The sequence below is a fragment of the Azospirillum brasilense genome (assembly GCF_003349955.1).
GTDB lineage: Bacteria > Pseudomonadota > Alphaproteobacteria > Azospirillales > Azospirillaceae > Azospirillum > Azospirillum brasilense_B.
On the sequence record NZ_QLKQ01000007.1, the window covers coordinates 118353 to 134934 of the forward strand.

General features: G+C 65.8%; 12 protein-coding genes and 4 tRNA genes. 3 read left to right on the forward strand and 13 right to left on the reverse strand.

Going from position 1 to position 16582, the window contains the following annotated elements:
• Positions 1-157 precede the first annotated feature (157 nt).
• From DXK32_RS05305 to DXK32_RS05365, 13 genes are all read right to left on the reverse strand, one after another.
• Positions 158-355: a hypothetical protein gene (locus DXK32_RS05305; protein ID WP_114857564.1), complete on the reverse strand. Its 198-nt coding sequence runs from the start codon at positions 353-355 to the stop codon at positions 158-160.
• A gap of 603 nt (positions 356-958) precedes the next feature.
• Complete coding sequence (rpoC, locus tag DXK32_RS05310; protein WP_114857565.1) at positions 959-5128, reverse strand: DNA-directed RNA polymerase subunit beta'; 4170 nt, start codon at positions 5126-5128, stop codon at positions 959-961.
• A 100-nt stretch (positions 5129-5228) separates the two neighbouring features.
• A complete protein-coding gene (gene rpoB / locus DXK32_RS05315) occupies positions 5229-9422 on the reverse strand; it encodes a DNA-directed RNA polymerase subunit beta (protein ID WP_114857566.1) in 4194 nt (1397 codons plus the stop codon).
• A gap of 234 nt (positions 9423-9656) precedes the next feature.
• Positions 9657-10031 carry a 50S ribosomal protein L7/L12 gene (rplL, locus tag DXK32_RS05320; RefSeq protein WP_035675064.1) on the reverse strand — a complete coding sequence of 125 codons (375 nt, stop codon included), beginning with the start codon at positions 10029-10031 and terminating at the stop codon, positions 9657-9659.
• Positions 10032-10088: 57 nt separating this feature from the next.
• Entirely contained in the window at positions 10089-10607 is a 519-nt protein-coding gene (rplJ, locus tag DXK32_RS05325; RefSeq protein WP_014241049.1) for a 50S ribosomal protein L10, read from the reverse strand.
• Positions 10608-10874: 267 nt separating this feature from the next.
• Positions 10875-11576, reverse strand: coding sequence for a 50S ribosomal protein L1 (gene rplA / locus DXK32_RS05330; RefSeq protein WP_035675066.1), 702 nt, complete (start codon positions 11574-11576; stop codon positions 10875-10877).
• A gap of 4 nt (positions 11577-11580) precedes the next feature.
• A complete protein-coding gene (gene rplK, locus DXK32_RS05335) occupies positions 11581-12015 on the reverse strand; it encodes a 50S ribosomal protein L11 (protein WP_114857567.1) in 435 nt (144 codons plus the stop codon).
• A gap of 134 nt (positions 12016-12149) precedes the next feature.
• Positions 12150-12680 (reverse strand): transcription termination/antitermination protein NusG, encoded by a 531-nt coding sequence (gene nusG / locus DXK32_RS05340; protein WP_014241052.1) that lies wholly within the window; start codon positions 12678-12680, stop codon positions 12150-12152.
• 5 nt (positions 12681-12685) lie between these two features.
• Entirely contained in the window at positions 12686-12883 is a 198-nt protein-coding gene (gene secE / locus DXK32_RS05345; protein WP_035675069.1) for a preprotein translocase subunit SecE, read from the reverse strand.
• 69 nt (positions 12884-12952) lie between these two features.
• Positions 12953-13028: transfer RNA gene (locus DXK32_RS05350), tRNA-Trp, on the reverse strand.
• A 154-nt stretch (positions 13029-13182) separates the two neighbouring features.
• Positions 13183-14373, reverse strand: coding sequence for an elongation factor Tu (tuf, locus tag DXK32_RS05355; protein ID WP_014241041.1), 1191 nt, complete (start codon positions 14371-14373; stop codon positions 13183-13185).
• Between the two features lie 81 nt (positions 14374-14454).
• Positions 14455-14528 (reverse strand) — tRNA-Gly (locus DXK32_RS05360).
• Between the two features lie 60 nt (positions 14529-14588).
• A tRNA-Tyr gene (locus DXK32_RS05365) sits at positions 14589-14674 on the reverse strand.
• Between the two features lie 144 nt (positions 14675-14818).
• Between DXK32_RS05365 and rlmB the strand changes: the two genes are divergently transcribed.
• The 3 genes from rlmB to DXK32_RS05380 all read left to right on the forward strand — a co-directional run bounded on the left by rlmB (position 14819) and on the right by DXK32_RS05380 (position 16331).
• Positions 14819-15670, forward strand: a complete 852-nt coding sequence (gene rlmB, locus DXK32_RS05370) for a 23S rRNA (guanosine(2251)-2'-O)-methyltransferase RlmB (protein ID WP_114857568.1) — start codon at positions 14819-14821, stop codon at positions 15668-15670.
• Between the two features lie 91 nt (positions 15671-15761).
• Positions 15762-15837 (forward strand) — tRNA-Thr (locus DXK32_RS05375).
• A gap of 35 nt (positions 15838-15872) precedes the next feature.
• Positions 15873-16331, forward strand: a complete 459-nt coding sequence (locus DXK32_RS05380; RefSeq protein WP_114857569.1) for a hemerythrin family protein — start codon at positions 15873-15875, stop codon at positions 16329-16331.
• The last annotated feature ends 251 nt before the right edge of the window (positions 16332-16582 follow it).

Genomic DNA, 16582 nt, shown 5'->3' on the forward strand with positions numbered 1-16582 from the left:
CGTCGGATCGGTCCGCGAGGACCCGGTCGTTCAGCTATGTCGCTTGGGTTCAGCCGGATGCCGGACGGGATGGACGAAAGACCTTCCCGAGGCTCCTTTTGAAGTTCGCGGACTATATGGGTCCGCCAGAGACCCGTCAAGCGCGCAGATGACCGTTTTACGCTAGCTTCAGAGAAGGCTTCCGCACCAGCCCGTTCGCCATCGACGCAAGACATCCCCCGACGCCGTCCACGCTCGTTTTTATTGGCGCCTTCTTAAAGAGGATGGTTCCGATCAATAACATTTGGCTCTCGGCGGCAATGTTGAAACGCGAAAAGGCGGCGATGTGCACATCGCCGCCCCCTGCCATGGCCATGGCTATCGCATCCGTCGACGCGATGAATTTTGTATGCTCTCTCTCATAGTGAACGAGACTGCAGAAAATTGCTCGAGCTCGTCCTCATATGGCGAGGATGTCGCATCTCACTGGGAGCCATAGACATCTGAGAGTCCATGATTACCGGAGCGGACAGGGGTTGCGCGCTGCTCTGGATCATTTCAAAGCGCTGCGACTTTGATTAGTCCGTGAGAATAAGCCCGGCGGCCTTCCTATTTCCCATTCAATCACCCCATTTGATCTCACCGAGTAATCACCTGGCTACTCCATTCCCCCGTTCGTTGCGAGTTTCCATAGATCGTACATCGCGCTACCCAGGTCAAAAGCTGCAACAACGATCCGTATCACTAGCTCAAAAGCTCTCGCATACATTGCTGGCACTCCGGCATTTGCATGAGCACCAAGCCGGCCGGTGCGAACAGCTTGCAGAAAGATCAACTTTTCTGCGAGCCATAAATAGCTAGGACGCGCGGAGCTATCCTTCAAGGACGACTTTTACATTTTTCCAAAGAAAAGGGCGCGTCCCCTGCGGAACGCGCCCCCTCCCCTACCCTATGCGCCGAAGCGTCGGTCCCCGAACCCTCAGGCGGCGGTGCTTTCGCCCGGATGCGGCAGGGCCGGAGCCTCGCCGTCCCCGCCCTCGCCTTCCGCCAGGGCGCGGTCGCGCTCGGCGGCGATCTGCTTCAGGCGGTTGACGACGGAGCCCGTGCCCGCCGGGATCAGGCGGCCGACGATCACGTTCTCCTTCAGGCCTTCCAGGTTGTCGGTCTTGCCCGACACCGCCGCCTCGGTGAGGACGCGGGTGGTTTCCTGGAACGACGCGGCGGAGATGAAGGACCGGGTCTGCAGCGACGCCTTGGTGATGCCCTGCAGGACCGGATGGCCGGCGGCCGGCTTCAGCCCCTCGCCGACGGTCTTCTCGTTCTCCTCGTCGAACTCCTGACGGTCGACCTGCTCGCCCACCAGGAAGGTGGTCTCGCCGGCGTCGGTGATCTCGACCTTCTGCAGCATCTGGCGGACGATCACCTCGATGTGCTTGTCGTTGATCTTCACGCCCTGCAGTCGATAGACGTCCTGGATCTCGTTGATGAGGTAGTTGGCCAGAGCCTCCACACCCATCACCGACAGGATGTCGTGCGGCACCGGGTTGCCGTCCATCAGCAGATCGCCGCGCTCGACATAGTCACCCTCCTGCACGGAGATGTGCTTGCCCTTCGGGATCAGATACTCGCGCTCGTCCCCCGACTCGTCGTTTCGGACGACGATGCGGCGCTTGGTCTTGTAGTCCTTGCCGAACTCCACGCGACCGTCGAGATCCGAGATGATCGCGAAGTCCTTCGGACGGCGCGCCTCGAACAGCTCGGCCACGCGCGGCAGACCGCCCGTGATGTCGCGGGTCTTGGACGACTCGCGCGGGATACGCGCCAGCACGTCGCCGGCCCGGACGTGGGCGCCGTTCTCGACCGAGAGGATGGCGTCCACCGACATGAAGTAGCGGGCCTCCAGACCGTTGGCGAGCGTGATGATCTCGCCCCGCTCGTCACGCAGCGTGATGCGCGGCTTCAGATCCGCACCGCGCGGCTGCTGGCGCCAGTCCACCACGACCTTGGACGAGATGCCCGTCGCCTCGTCCATCACCTCGCGCATGGAGATGCCTTCCACGAGGTCGACGTAGTGGGCGGTGCCCTCGCGCTCGGTGATGATCGGCAGGGTGTAGGGGTCCCACTCGGCCAGCTTCTGGCCGCGCTCGACCTTCACGCCCTCGTCGGCCAGCAGCTTCGCACCGTACGGAACGCGGTGACGCGCCCGCTCGCGGCCCTGCTCGTCAAGCAGGATCACCTCGGTGCTGCGGCCCATGACCACCGGGATGTTGGACGAGTTGATGACGACGTTGCGGTTGTTGATCCGCACCGTGGCATCGAACGCCGCCTCCACCTGGCTCTGCTCCGCACCACGCTGCGCGGCGCCACCAATGTGGAACGTGCGCATGGTGAGCTGGGTGCCCGGCTCGCCGATCGACTGGGCGGCGATGACGCCGACCGCCTCACCGACGTTGACCAGCGTGCCGCGGGCCAGATCGCGGCCGTAGCACTTGGCGCAGACGCCGTCCTTGGTCTCGCAGGTCAGGACCGAGCGGATCATGACGCTGTCGATGCCCGAACGCTCGATCCGGTCGACCGTGGCTTCGTCGATCAGGCCGGCGTTCGGCACGATCAGCTCGCCGTTCAGCGGGTCGATCAGGTCGCCGACCACCGTGCGGCCGAGGATGCGGTCGCCCAGCGGGGAGATGACCTCGCCGCCGTCGATCACCGCCTTGACGGTGATGCCCTTGTCGGTGCCGCAATCGACCTCGACGATGATGGCGTCCTGGGCCACGTCGACGAGACGACGGGTCAGGTAACCGGAGTTCGCCGTCTTCAAGGCGGTGTCGGCCAGACCCTTGCGGGCGCCGTGGGTGGAGTTGAAGTACTCCAGCACGGTCAGGCCTTCCTTGAAGTTCGAGATGATCGGCGTCTCGATGATCTCGCCCGACGGCTTGGCCATCAGGCCGCGCATGCCCGCCAGCTGGCGGATCTGGGCGGCCGAACCACGCGCGCCGGAATGGGCCATCATGTAGACCGAGTTGACCGGCTTGCCGGGGGCGGTGTCGGAGATGACCTTCATCATCTCCGTCGCCACCTTCTCGGTGCACTCCGACCAGACGTCGACGACCTTGTTGTACTTCTCGCCCTGGGTGATCAGACCGTCGAGATACTGCTGCTCGAACTCCTTCACCCGCTCCTTGCTGTCGTTGACCAGCTTCTTCTTCGCCTCGGGGATGACCATGTCATCCTTGCCGAAGGAGATGCCGGCGCGGCAGGCGTGGCCGAAGCCGAGCTTCATCAGGCGGTCGGCGAAGATCACCGTCTCCTTCTGACCGCAATGGCGGTAGACGGCGTCGATGACGTTGCCGACGTCCTTCTTGGTCAGCAGACGGTTGATCAGCGCGAAGGGCACCGCCGGGTTGCGCGGCAGGATCTCGGACAGCAGCATGCGGCCCGGGGTCGTCTCCACGATGGAGATCTTCTCGTCGCCGTTCTCGTCCACGCCCTTGTAGCGCGCCTTCACCTTGGCGTGCAGCGTCACGACCTTGGCGTCCAGCGCCTGCTCGATCTCGCCGACGTTGGCGAAGGTCATGCCCTCGCCCATCTCGCCCGGCCGGTCCATCGTGATGTAATAGAGACCCAGCACGATGTCCTGCGACGGCACGATGATCGGCTTGCCGTTGGCGGGCGACAGGATGTTGTTGGTCGACATCATCAGGACGCGCGCTTCCAACTGGGCCTCGAGGCTCAGCGGGACGTGCACGGCCATCTGGTCGCCGTCGAAGTCGGCGTTGAAGGCGGTGCAGACCAGCGGGTGGAGCTGGATCGCCTTGCCTTCGATCAGCGTTGGCTCGAAGGCCTGGATGCCCAGACGGTGCAGCGTCGGCGCGCGGTTCAGCATCACCGGATGCTCGCGGATGACTTCCTCCAGGATGTCCCACACCTCGGGACGCTCCTTCTCGACCATCCGCTTGGCGGCCTTGATGGTCGAGGCGAGGCCGTACAGCTCCAGCTTCGCGTAGATGAAGGGCTTGAACAGCTCAAGCGCCATCTTCTTCGGCAGGCCGCACTGGTGCAGCTTCAGCTCCGGACCGACCACGATGACCGAACGGCCCGAATAGTCGACGCGCTTGCCGAGGAGGTTCTGACGGAAGCGGCCCTGCTTGCCCTTCAGCATGTCCGACAGCGACTTCAGCGGACGCTTGTTGGCGCCGGTGATGACGCGGCCGCGGCGGCCGTTGTCGAACAGCGCGTCGACGGCCTCCTGCAGCATGCGCTTCTCGTTGCGGACGATGATGTCCGGCGCCTTCAGCTCGATCAGCCGCTTCAGACGGTTGTTGCGGTTGATGACGCGGCGGTACAGGTCGTTCAGGTCGGACGTGGCGAAGCGGCCGCCGTCCAGCGGGACGAGCGGGCGCAGCTCCGGCGGGATCACCGGAATGACTTCCAGGATCATCCATTCCGGACGCGACTGCGACGACAGGAAGGCGTCGATCAGCTTCAGACGCTTCACGAGCTTCTTGCGCTTGGCCTCGGACGAGGTGTCCCGCAGCTCCTCGCGGCAGGTCTTCTTCTCCTCCTCCATGTCGAGCGCCGACAGCATGATGCGCAGCGCCTCGGCACCGATCGAGGCGGTGAAGGCGTCCTCGCCGTACTCGTCCTGAGCGGAGACGAACTCCTCCTCGCTGAGAAGCTGGTGCAGCTTCAGCGGGGTCAGGCCCGGCTCGATGACGACGTAGTTCTCGAAATAGAGGATGCGCTCCAGATCCTTCAGCGTCATGTCGAGCAGCAGACCGATGCGGCTCGGCAGGGACTTCAGGAACCAGATGTGAGCGACCGGCGAGGCCAGCTCGATGTGGCCCATGCGCTCGCGCCGGACCTTCGACAGCGTCACCTCGACGCCGCACTTCTCGCAGATGATGCCGCGGTACTTCATGCGCTTGTACTTGCCGCACAAGCACTCGTAGTCCTTGATCGGTCCGAAGATGCGGGCGCAGAACAGGCCGTCGCGCTCAGGCTTGAAAGTGCGATAGTTGATGGTTTCCGGCTTCTTGATCTCGCCGAACGACCAGGACCGGATGCGCTCGGGGCTCGCGATCTGGATGCGGATCTGATCGAAGCTCTGGGGACCCTGGACCTGGCCGAAAATGTTCATCAACTCGTTCATGACCGTCTCCCGCTGGCAGCGCCGCGTTGTCGGTTAAGGGCAGTTCCCGCCGGAAGGGGCCGACATGGCCCCTCCTCCGGCGGGTTCAAGTCTCTTGGGCTCAGTACGACCGCTGGTTCAGCTCGACGTTCAGGCCCAGGGAGCGCAGCTCCTTGACCAGAACGTTGAAGGACTCAGGGATGCCCGCCTCGAAGTTGTCGTCGCCGCGGACGATCGCCTCGTAGACCTTGGTGCGGCCGGACACGTCGTCCGACTTGACCGTGAGCATCTCCTGCAGCGTGTAGGCGGCGCCGTAGGCTTCGAGCGCCCACACTTCCATCTCACCGAACCGCTGTCCGCCGAACTGGGCCTTACCGCCGAGCGGCTGCTGGGTGACCAGCGAGTAGGGACCGATCGAGCGCGCGTGGATCTTGTCGTCCACCAGGTGGTGCAGCTTCAGCATGTAGATGTAGCCGACGGTCACCTTGCGGTCGAAGGCCTCGCCGGTGCGGCCGTCGATCAGGGTGACCTGACCGGAGCGGTCCAGACCCGCCTTCTCCAGCTGCTGGCAGATGTCCTCCTCGCGCGCGCCGTCGAAGACCGGCGTGGCGAAGGGGACGCCCTTGCGCAGGTTGCCGCCCAGCTCCAGCAGCTCGCCTTCGGTCATGTCGGCGATCTGGTCGTCGTAGACCTTCTCGCCGTAGGCCTCCTTCAGCGTGATGCGCAGCCCGTCCATGGTCTGGGCGGCGTCGCCGCGGCCCTTCATGGCGAGGCGGTACTGGTCGATGGCGCGGCCGATCTGCTTGCCGAGGCCGGCCGACGCCCAGCCCAGATGGGTCTCCAGGATCTGACCGATGTTCATGCGCGACGGCACGCCCAGCGGGTTCAGAACCAGATCGACCGGCTGGCCGTCCTCCAGGTACGGCATGTCCTCCTGCGGCAGGATGCGCGAGACCACACCCTTGTTGCCATGGCGGCCGGCCATCTTGTCGCCCGGCTGCAGCTTGCGCTTCACCGCGACGAAGACCTTGACCATCTTCATCACGCCCGGCGGCAGCTCGTCGCCGCGCTGCAGCTTCTCGACCTTGTTCTCGAAGCGGTTCTGCAGCGCCTGGATCGAGTCGTCGAAGACCTTGCCCAGGCTCTCCACCGTCTCCATCACCTGCTCGTCGGCGATGGAGATCTGGCGCCACTGGCCCTTGGTCAGGTTCGCCAGCTCGGCGTCGGTCAGGACCGTGCCGGCGCGCATGCCCTTCGGGCCGGACTGCGCGGTCTGGCCGAGGATGACCTCCTTCAGGCGGGTGTAGAAGCTGCGCTCCAGGATCGCGCGTTCGTCGTCGCGGTCCTTGGCCAGCTTCTCGATCTCGGCCCGCTCGATGGCCAGGGCGCGCTCGTCCTTGTCGACGCCGCGGCGGCTGAACACGCGGACCTCGACGATCGTCCCGGCGACGCCCGGCGGCAGGCGCAGCGAGGTGTCGCGGACGTCGGACGCCTTCTCGCCGAAGATGGCGCGCAGCAGCTTCTCTTCCGGAGTCATCGGGCTTTCGCCCTTCGGCGTCACCTTGCCGACCAGGATGTCGCCCGGACGGACCTCGGCGCCGATGTAAACGATGCCGGCCTCGTCGAGGTTCTTGAGGGCTTCCTCACCGACGTTCGGAATGTCGCGGGTGATTTCCTCCTGGCCCAGCTTGGTGTCGCGGGCCATGACCTCGAACTCCTCGATGTGGATCGAGGTGAAGACGTCGTCCTTGACGATGCGCTCGTTGATGAGGATCGAGTCCTCGAAGTTGTACCCGTTCCACGGCATGAAGGCGACGAGCACGTTGCGGCCCAGCGCCAGCTCGCCCAGCTCCGTCGAGGGACCGTCGGCGATGATGTCGCCGGCCGCCACGCGGTCGCCCACCTTCACCAGCGGGCGCTGGGTGATGCAGGTGTTCTGGTTGGAACGCTGGAACTTCAGCAGGTTGTAGATGTCCACGCCCGGCGCCGTGGCGTCGGACGAGTCGGTCGCCCGGACCACGATGCGGGTCGCGTCGATCTGGTCGACGATGCCCTTGCGCTTGGCGACGATGGTCACGCCGCTGTCGCGGGCGACCGTGGCCTCCATGCCGGTGCCGACCAGCGGCGCGTCGGCCTTGACCAGCGGCACCGCCTGACGCTGCATGTTCGAGCCCATCAGCGCGCGGTTCGCGTCGTCGTTCTCGAGGAACGGGATCAGCGCCGCGGCGACGGAGACGAGCTGCTTCGGCGACACGTCGATCAGGTCGATGGCCTCCGGGCGGAACATCAGGTACTCGCCGCCCTGCCGGCACGACACGAGGTCGGCGGCGAAGCGGTTGTCCGCGTCCAGCTCGGCGTTCGCCTGGGCGACGACGTAGCGGCCCTCCTCCATGGCGGAGAGATAGACCACCTCGTCGGTGACGATGCTGTCGCGCACCTTGCGGTACGGGCTCTCGATGAAGCCGTACTGGTTCACGCGGGCGTAGGTCGCCAGCGAGTTGATCAGGCCGATGTTCGGGCCTTCGGGCGTCTCAATCGGGCAGATGCGGCCGTAGTGCGTCGGGTGCACGTCGCGCACCTCGAAGCCGGCGCGCTCGCGGGTCAGACCGCCCGGGCCGAGGGCCGAGAGACGACGCTTGTGCGTGATCTCGGACAGCGGGTTGGTCTGGTCCATGAACTGCGAGAGCTGCGACGAGCCGAAGAACTCGCGCACGGCGGCGGCCGCCGGCTTGGCGTTGATCAGGTCGTGCGGCATGACCGTGTCGATCTCGACCGAGCTCATGCGCTCGCGGATCGCGCGCTCCATGCGCAGCAGGCCGACGCGGTACTGGTTCTCCATCAGCTCGCCAACCGAGCGGACGCGGCGGTTGCCGAGATGGTCGATGTCGTCGATCTCGCCGCGGCCGTCCTTCAGGTTCACCAGAACCTTGAGGATCGACATGATGTCCTGCTTGCGCAGGACGCGGACGCTGTCCTCGGTCTGGAAGTTCAGGCGCGCGTTCATCTTGACGCGGCCCACCGCCGACAGGTCGTAGCGCTCGCTGTCGAAGAACAGGCCGGCGAACAGCGCCTCGGCCGACTCCAGGGTCGGCGGCTCGCCCGGACGCATGACGCGGTAGATGTCGATCAGCGCGTCCTCGCGGGACGCGTTGCGGTCGGCCGCCATCGTGTTGCGGATGTAGGCGCCGACGTTCAGGTGGTCGATCGCCAGCACCGGCAGCTCGTCGACGCCGGCCTTCTCCAGCTTGTCGAGGTCGCTCGCCGACAATTCGTCACCGGCTTCGAACAGGACTTCGCCGGTCCGCTCGTTGATGATGTCGACGGCGAGGTAGCGGCCGGTCAGCTCCTCGGTGGAGACGAGCTGCTCGGCGAGGCCACCCTCGACCAGCTTCTTGATCAGGCGCGGCGTCATCTTGGTGCCCGCCTCGGCGACGACCTGGCCGGAGGCCGCGTCCACGAGGTCGGAGGCGACCTTCACGCCCTTCATGCGGTCGGCGTTGAAGGGGGTCTTCCAGCCGCCCGACGCGCGGGTGTAGGTGATGGTGTCGTAGAAGAAATTGAGGATCTCTTCCTTCGCCATGCCCTGCGCCTCGTAGGGCAGCAGGTCCTTCTTCTGGGCCTTCCGCTCGGCGCGCAACGCCTCGGTCTCCGCGCCGTCCAGGGCGAACAGCAGCGTGGTGGCCGGCAGCTTGCGGCGGCGGTCGATGCGCACGTAGACGAGGTCCTTGGCGTCGAACTCGAAGTCCAGCCAGGAGCCGCGGTACGGGATCACGCGGGCAGCGAAGAGATACTTGCCCGACGAATGGGTCTTGCCCTTGTCATGGTCGAAGAAGACGCCCGGGCTGCGGTGCATCTGCGAGACGATGACGCGCTCGGTGCCGTTGATGATGAAGGTGCCGTTGGCCGTCATCAGGGGCATGTCGCCCATGTAGACGTCCTGCTCCTTGATGTCGCGGATCGAGCGCAGACCCGTGTCCTCTTCCACGTCGAAGACGGAGAGGCGCAGGGTCACCTTCAGCGGGGCGGCGAAGGTCATGCCGCGCTGCTGGCACTCCTCGACGTCATACTTCGGCTGCTCAAGCTCGTACTTCACGAAGTCGAGGACGGCGCGGTCGGAGAAGTCCTTGATCGGGAACACCGACCGGAACACCTCCTGCAGACCCAGGTTGGCCCGCTTCTCCGGCGGGACGTCCATTTGCAGGAAGTGGTCGTAGGAGCTGCGCTGCACCTCGATGAGGTTGGGCATCTGGGTGACTTCCGGGATGCGCCCGAAGCTCTTCCGAACACGCTTTCGACCCGTAAAGGATTTGGCCATGGATGTCCCCAAACGTCAGAATCGTGAGTACGCTCGACCAGAAGCACGCGAACCAGGGTGCTCGCCGCGACGCGGCGATGATCGCGCGGCCCGCCCCTTATGCAGGGACGGAAAGAGCCGGACCGAGAAACCCGGTCCGGTGGAAGGCAGAAAACGCCGTGCGGCGGCAGGCCCCCTCGGGGACCGGCCGCCGTCCGGCGTGGATATGTCTTATCCGTCGCAGCAAGACGGGTCTTACTTAATATCGACCTTGGCGCCGGCCTCTTCAAGCTGCTTCTTGATCTTGGCGGCCTCGTCCTTCGACACGGCCTCCTTGACCGGCTTCGGAGCGCCTTCGACCAGGTCCTTGGCTTCCTTCAGGCCCAGGCCGGTGATGGCGCGGACTTCCTTGATGACGTTGATCTTCTTGTCGCCGGCGTCGGCGAGGATCACGTTGAACTCGGTCTGCTCTTCGACCGGGGCGGCGGCGGCGGCCGGACCGGCGGCGGCAACGGCCACCGGAGCGGCGGCGGAGACGCCCCACTTCTCTTCCAGCAGCTTCGACAGCTCGGCGGCCTCGATGACGGTCAGGGCCGAGAGATCGTCGACCAGCTTCTGCAGATCAGCCATTTTAATGCTCCAACAACTCGATGTTCTGGGATGGGTAGACAGCTAGACGGATGCGGCTCAGGCCGCCTCGTCCTTCTTCGCGTAGGCCGCCAGCACACGGGCGACCTGGCCGCCCGGAGCCTGGAGAACGCCGGCGATGCGGGTCGCCGGAGTCTGGATCATGCCCACGAGCTTGGCGCGCAGTTCGTCCAGCGACGGGAGCGTGGCGAGAGCCTTCACTCCCTCCGCGTCGAGGATCTGGTCGCCGAGAGCGGCACCGACGATCTTCAGCTTCTCGTTGGTCTTCGCGTAGTCGGCCACCACTTTGGCGGCCGCGACGGGATCCTTCGAGTAAGCGATCGCGGTCGGCCCCTTGAAGAGACCGTCCAGACCTTCGAACTGCGTGCCCTGAAGGGCGCGGCGGGCGAGCCGGTTCTTCGTCACCTTGAAGCTCGCGCCCGCGGCCCGAATCTTGCCACGCAGGTCGGTGACTTCCGCCACCGTCAGGCCCAGATGGTGGGTGACCACCACCAGGCCCGTCTCCTGGAGCTTCGACTGCAGGTCCGCGATCGTCGCTTCTTTTTGTGTACGATCCACGGATCGCCTCCTTGCACAGAGGTTTACAAGGGACCCCTTCCCTTTCGGTGGGGAGCCCCGGCGAACCTGTCCCAGAAGTTCGAGCCGTTCCTGAACCGCGGGCGAGCCCGCGTGGTTAACGGTTCAACTCCTGTCTGCTCTGGCGGGTTTAAGCCGTTGCCTCCGGAGAGACGCGGGCGCCAGCGGTCTTGGACAGGGTGGGCGCCCCCGCAGGGACACCCGATCACCGCCGCCTCCCGAAGGAGCCGGCGGCGAAACTCAGGTCACTCAGGCCGTGGCGGCCAGAGTGGACAGGTCGAGCTTGAGGCCCGGGCCCATCGTCGAGGACAGCGAGACCTTCAGCAGGTACTGGCCCTTGGCACCGGTCGGCTTGGCACGGGTGATGGCATCCACGAAGGCGCGGATGTTCTGCACCAGAGCCTCTTCCGAGAAGCTGGCCTTGCCCACACCGGCGTGCACGATGCCGGTCTTCTCGGCACGGAACTCCACGGCGCCGGCCTTGGCGGCCTTGACGGCGCCGGCCACGTCGGGGGTCACGGTGCCGAGCTTCGGGTTCGGCATCAGGCCGCGCGGGCCGAGGACCTTACCGAGCTTGCCGACGACGCCCATCATGTCCGGGGACGCGATGCAGCGGTCGAAGTCGATGTTGCCGGCCAGGATCTTCTCGGCCAGATCGTCGGCGCCGACGATGTCCGCGCCGGCGGCCAGGGCGTCGTCCGCCTTGGTGCCCTTGGCGAACACGGCGACGCGCACGGTCTTGCCGGTGCCGTTCGGCAGGTTCACCACGCCGCGGACCATCTGGTCGGCGTGACGCGGGTCGATGCCCAGGTTCATGGCGATTTCGATGGTCTCATCGAACTTCGCCTTGGGCAGGCCCTTGATCAGGGAGACGGCGCCTTCCAGCGAGTAGAGCGCCTCGCGGTCGACCTTCTTGTAGGAATCGGTCAGTCGCTTGCCGAGCTTCGCCATGGGATCAGCCCTCCACCACTTCGAGGCCCATCGAGCGGGCGGAACCAGCGATCATGCTGGCGGCCGCCTCGACGTCGTGGGCGTTCAGGTCCCTCATCTTCTTCTCGGCGATGTCACGAATCTGGGTCTTCGTGATCTTGCCGGCGAAAGCGCCCTTGCCGGTGGTCTGCGAGCCCTTGTCGATGCCAGCGGCCTTCTTCAGAAAGTAGCTGACCGGCGGGGTCTTCGTGACGAAGGTGAAGGTGCGGTCGCCGTAGGCGGTGATGACCACCGGGATCGGCATACCGACTTCCAGGTCCTGCGTCTTGGCGTTGAACGCCTTGCAGAACTCCATGATGTTCAGGCCGCGCTGACCGAGCGCCGGGCCGATGGGCGGCGACGGATTCGCCTTGCCGGCCGGAACCTGCAGCTTGATGAAGCCGACGATTTTCTTTGCCATGTCACAACCTCCAGATACGACGCCTCGATACGCTGTCCGGCGTCGCGGGGCTTTGCGGTGCGGCTATGGCGGGCCTTCCGCAGCAGAAAGGAGCACGTGACTTTCAATCACGTGCTCCGGGAAAACGGTTGGTCTCAGACCTTCTCGACCTGGGTGTATTCCAGCTCGACCGGCGTGGAGCGGCCGAAGATCGACACCGCCACCTTGAGGCGGGCCTTCTCCTCGTCGACTTCCTCGACGGTGCCGTTGAAGGAGGTGAAGGGGCCGTCGCTCACACGAACCTGCTCGCCCACCTCGAAGGTGATCGAGGGCTTGGGGCGCTCAAAGCCTTCCTGCACCTGATGAATGATCCGCTCGGCTTCGCGCTGGCTGATCGGCTGCGGTTTGCCGCCACCACCCAGGAAGCCGGTGACCTTCGGCGTGTTCTTCACGAGATGCCAGGACTCGTCCGTCAAATCCATCTTGATGAGGACGTAGCCGGGGAAGAACTTCCGCTCGGTGTTGATCTTGGAACCCCGGCGCACCTCGACCACTTCCTCGGTCGGCACCAGGATCTCTTCGAACTTGTCTTCCAGACCCTTCTGAGCCGCCTTTTCGCGGATGGCCTGGGAAACCTTCTTTTCGAAGCCCGAATAGACGTGAACGACGTACCAGCGCGCGGCCATGGCGATCAGGCTCCCAGCCCAAGGATCATACGGACGGCGAAGGCCAGCACCTGATCCACGACGAGGAAGAACAGCGAAGCCAGCACCACCATGACGAACACCATGGCGGTCGTCACGCCGGTTTCCTTGCGGGTCGGCCAGGTGACCTTGGCCACCTCGCGGCGGACGTCGCGCGCGAATTCTGCGGGGTTCACTTTAGCCATCGTAGACCGTGCGGGCTCCGGTGCGACGTGTAGGGCGCGGTCAGCGACCCGTTCTGGTTCGGTACGGCGTGGCAGGAGTGGAGGGGCTCGAACCCCCAGCCCCCGGTTTTGGAGACCGGTGCTCTACCAATTGAGCTACACTCCTATCGCCGCAGGCTCTACCCCCTGCGGGGAGCGGAGCTTATAGCGCATAGCCGCGTGGCTTGCTAGCCTTTTTATCGGCCGGCGTGCCGAAATCGACGGGGATCGACCCCACCACCGAACCGGGAGGAAACGGCGGTGGGGTCGGGCCCTTTAACTTACTTGATGATCGAAGCGACGACGCCGGCGCCGACCGTACGACCACCCTCGCGGATGGCGAAGCGCAGGCCCTCGTCCATGGCGATCGGAGCGATCAGCTCGACTTCCATGGAGATGTTGTCGCCCGGCATCACCATCTCGGTGCCTTCCGGCAGCTTCACCATGCCCGTCACGTCGGTCGTGCGGAAGTAGAACTGCGGACGGTAGTTGGTGAAGAACGGCGTGTGACGGCCACCCTCTTCCTTCGTCAGGATGTAGGCCTCGGCCTTGAAGGTGGTGTGCGGCGTGATGCTGCCCGGCTTGGCCAGAACCTGGCCGCGCTCGACGTCCTCACGCTTCGTGCCACGCAGCAGCGCGCCGATGTTGTCGCCCGCCTCACCCGAGTCGAGCAGCTTGCGGAACATCTCGACGCCGGTCACGGTGGTCTTGACCGTGGTCTTCAGACCGACGATCTCGACTTCCTCGCCGACCTTCACGATGCCACGCTCGACGCGGCCGGTCACCACGGTGCCGCGGCCCGAGATCGAGAACACGTCCTCGATCGGCATCAGGAACGGACGGTCCTTCGGACGCTCCGGCTGCGGGATGTACTGGTCGACCTCGGCCATCAGCTTGAGGATCGCGTCACGGCCGATCTCCGGCGAACGGTCCTCCAGAGCGCACAGCGCCGAGCCCTTGACGATCGGAATGTCGTCGCCCGGGAACTGGTAGGAGGACAGCAGCTCGCGCACCTCCATCTCGACCAGCTCGAGCAGCTCCGGATCGTCGACCATGTCGACCTTGTTCATGAACACCACCAGAGCCGGCACGCCGACCTGGCGGGCCAGAAGGATGTGCTCGCGGGTCTGCGGCATCGGGCCGTCGGCGGCCGACACGACCAGGATCGCGCCGTCCATCTGCGCGGCGCCCGTGATCATGTTCTTCACGTAGTCGGCGTGGCCCGGGCAATCGACGTGGGCGTAGTGGCGGTTGGTCGTCTCGTACTCGACGTGGGCGGTCGAGATCGTGATGCCACGCGCCTTCTCTTCCGGCGCCTTGTCGATCTGGTCGTAGGCGGTGAAGGTCGCGCCGCCGCTCTCGGCCAGCACCTTCGTGATCGCCGCCGTCAGCGACGTCTTGCCGTGGTCGACGTGGCCGATCGTGCCAATGTTGCAGTGCGGCTTGTTCCGCTCAAACTTTGCCTTCGCCATCGCTTTGGTCTTTCGTTCCCGACGTTCCGGACGCACACAATGGCCCGGCCGAGACCGACATTTCCCTTAGCGCGGGGGGATTGGAGCGGGTGAGGGGAATCGAACCCCCGTCGTAAGCTTGGAAGGCTTCTGCTCTACCATTGAGCTACACCCGCCATGCCCCGCCCGGCGCTATCGACCGGGAAACGCGATCACGGACAAGCCGTGGAATGTAGTGGTGGAAGGGGCTGGATTTGAACCAGCGTACGCTTACGCGGGCAGATTTACAGTCTGCTGCCTTTAACCACTCGGCCACCCTTCCTCAGGCCCGCTGCGGGACATGCCCGCCGCGGAGTTCGGCACTATGAGAATTTTTCAGGCCTTGTCAACACGTCTGAAGCAGTCCAAACCAGAAAACTGTGAATAACCGCGGCGGGCTTAGCCCTGCCCCCTCCAGCCGGACACCATGACCCGTTCGAAGAAGCCATCCGCGCCCCACGGCCAGCCCCCTGCCCCGGCCAAGAGCCATTCCGCATCCAACCGCGAGTCGCGCGGCGACCGCCCCTCCGGGCGCGGCGCGCAGGGCGTCCTGCTCTACGGCCTGCATCCGGTGTCGGCCGCCTGGCTGAATCCGGAACGGCGCATCCACCGCCTGATCGCGACGGAAGCGGGCCGCGCGGCACTGGAGCCGGTTCTGGCCCAGGCCAAGGCCCGCGGTCTTCAGCGACCCAGCCCGATGCCGGCCGACCGCAACGACCTGGACCGCATGCTGCCGCCGGGCGCCGTGCACCAGGGCGTGGCGGTCGACGCCGCCCCCCTGGAGGAGACCGGGATCGAGGACCTTTGCGCCGAGGCGGATTCGGACCCGTCGGCGCTCATCGTCGTCCTCGACCAGGTGACAGACCCGCACAACGTCGGCGCCATCCTGCGCTCCGCCTCCGCCTTCGGCGCCAAGGCGGTGGTGGTGACCGAACGCCACGCGCCGGAGACCACCGGTGTCCTCGCCAAGAGCGCGTCGGGTGCGCTGGAGTCGGTGCCTCTGGTCCGCGTGACCAACCTCGCCCGCGCCTTGGCCGACCTTCAGCAGGCCGGCTTCTGGACCGTCGGCCTTGCCGAGTCGGGGACGAGCACGCTGGCCCAGTGCAACCTGACGGGCCGCACGGCGCTGGTGCTGGGGGCGGAAGGCGCCGGTCTGCGCCGCCTGACCATGGAGCGTTGCGACGTCATCGCCCGCCTGCCGACCCAGGGACCGGTGGGCAGCCTGAACGTGTCCAACGCCGCCGCCGTCGCCCTCTACGAGGTCGCCCGGCTGCGCTGAGGCGTCGCCGAACGCACCGCACAGGTGAGGCTTGCCGCGGACCGCGCGGGACGCTAGTGTAGGCGCCCGCCGCGGTCCGGCCGGGCGGCACGCCGGTTTAGCTCAGTTGGTAGAGCAGCGGTTTTGTAAACCGAAGGTCGCGGGTTCGAGCCCTGCAACCGGCACCATCTCCCCCCTGGCAGAGCGACGCCCGGCCCCGCCCATGACGCACGCTCCCAACGGCGGCTCCCTCATACCGACCGGTTCCGGCGTCATCGACGCGGAGCACGGCGCCATTCTCGATCTGCTCTCGGCGATGACCGCGGGCGGTCCCTTCGGACTCGCGGAACTGACCGCGCTCCGCCACGAGGTGGCGGAACATTTCGCCACGGAGACGGCGGAGATGGCCGTGCTGGCCGCGGACCGGCGGGAGCGGCACGAGCAGGCCCACCGAAGTTACCTCGCCAACATCGACACCCTGATCGCAACCGCCGAGCGTGGCAATCCGCTCACCGGTGACGACGCGAATCGGCTGATGCTGTGGTTCATCGTCCATTCCAACACCGCCGACACCGAACTGGTCGAAGCCAGCCGGCGGGCCGGCGACGAGCCCCCGGTGATCTCCATGGACGACTGGCTCGACAGCCTGGACGAGGCGGACCGGGACGCCCTGCGCTCCTGAAACGGCCTTGTGGCCCCGTCCGGACGGAACCGTGCCTCCAGACCCCGGTTGGCAGAAGGGACGATCCCCCCTCGCAACCGACCCAGGGTTCCCCAATGGACAAGCCCGACACCCCCAACGCCGGGGCGCAGCGCCTGCGTGACGCCATCGACAAAGGTCTGACCGGCGACAAGATCCCCGCCTCCGACCCCGCCGCAGCCCCTCTGGGCACCGACGACGAGGCCGCGGGCACTCGGCCGCCACCCGCCGCC

Bases quoted from the DNA above. Each gene is read 5' to 3' on its own strand.
- DXK32_RS05305 (WP_114857564.1), bottom strand. From the start codon at position 355: ATGGCCATGGCAGGGGGCGGCGATGTGCACATCGCCGCCTTTTCGCGT.
- rpoC (WP_114857565.1), bottom strand. From the start codon at position 5,128: ATGAACGAGTTGATGAACATTTTCGGCCAGGTCCAGGGTCCCCAGAGC.
- rpoB (WP_114857566.1), bottom strand. From the start codon at position 9,422: ATGGCCAAATCCTTTACGGGTCGAAAGCGTGTTCGGAAGAGCTTCGGG.
- rplL (WP_035675064.1), bottom strand. From the start codon at position 10,031: ATGGCTGATCTGCAGAAGCTGGTCGACGATCTCTCGGCCCTGACCGTC.
- rplA (WP_035675066.1), bottom strand. From the start codon at position 11,576: ATGGCGAAGCTCGGCAAGCGACTGACCGATTCCTACAAGAAGGTCGAC.
- rplK (WP_114857567.1), bottom strand. From the start codon at position 12,015: ATGGCAAAGAAAATCGTCGGCTTCATCAAGCTGCAGGTTCCGGCCGGC.
- nusG (WP_014241052.1), bottom strand. From the start codon at position 12,680: ATGGCCGCGCGCTGGTACGTCGTTCACGTCTATTCGGGCTTCGAAAAG.
- secE (WP_035675069.1), bottom strand. From the start codon at position 12,883: ATGGCTAAAGTGAACCCCGCAGAATTCGCGCGCGACGTCCGCCGCGAG.
- tuf (WP_014241041.1), bottom strand. From the start codon at position 14,373: ATGGCGAAGGCAAAGTTTGAGCGGAACAAGCCGCACTGCAACATTGGC.
- rlmB (WP_114857568.1), top strand. From the start codon at position 14,819: ATGACCCGTTCGAAGAAGCCATCCGCGCCCCACGGCCAGCCCCCTGCC.
- DXK32_RS05380 (WP_114857569.1), top strand. From the start codon at position 15,873: ATGACGCACGCTCCCAACGGCGGCTCCCTCATACCGACCGGTTCCGGC.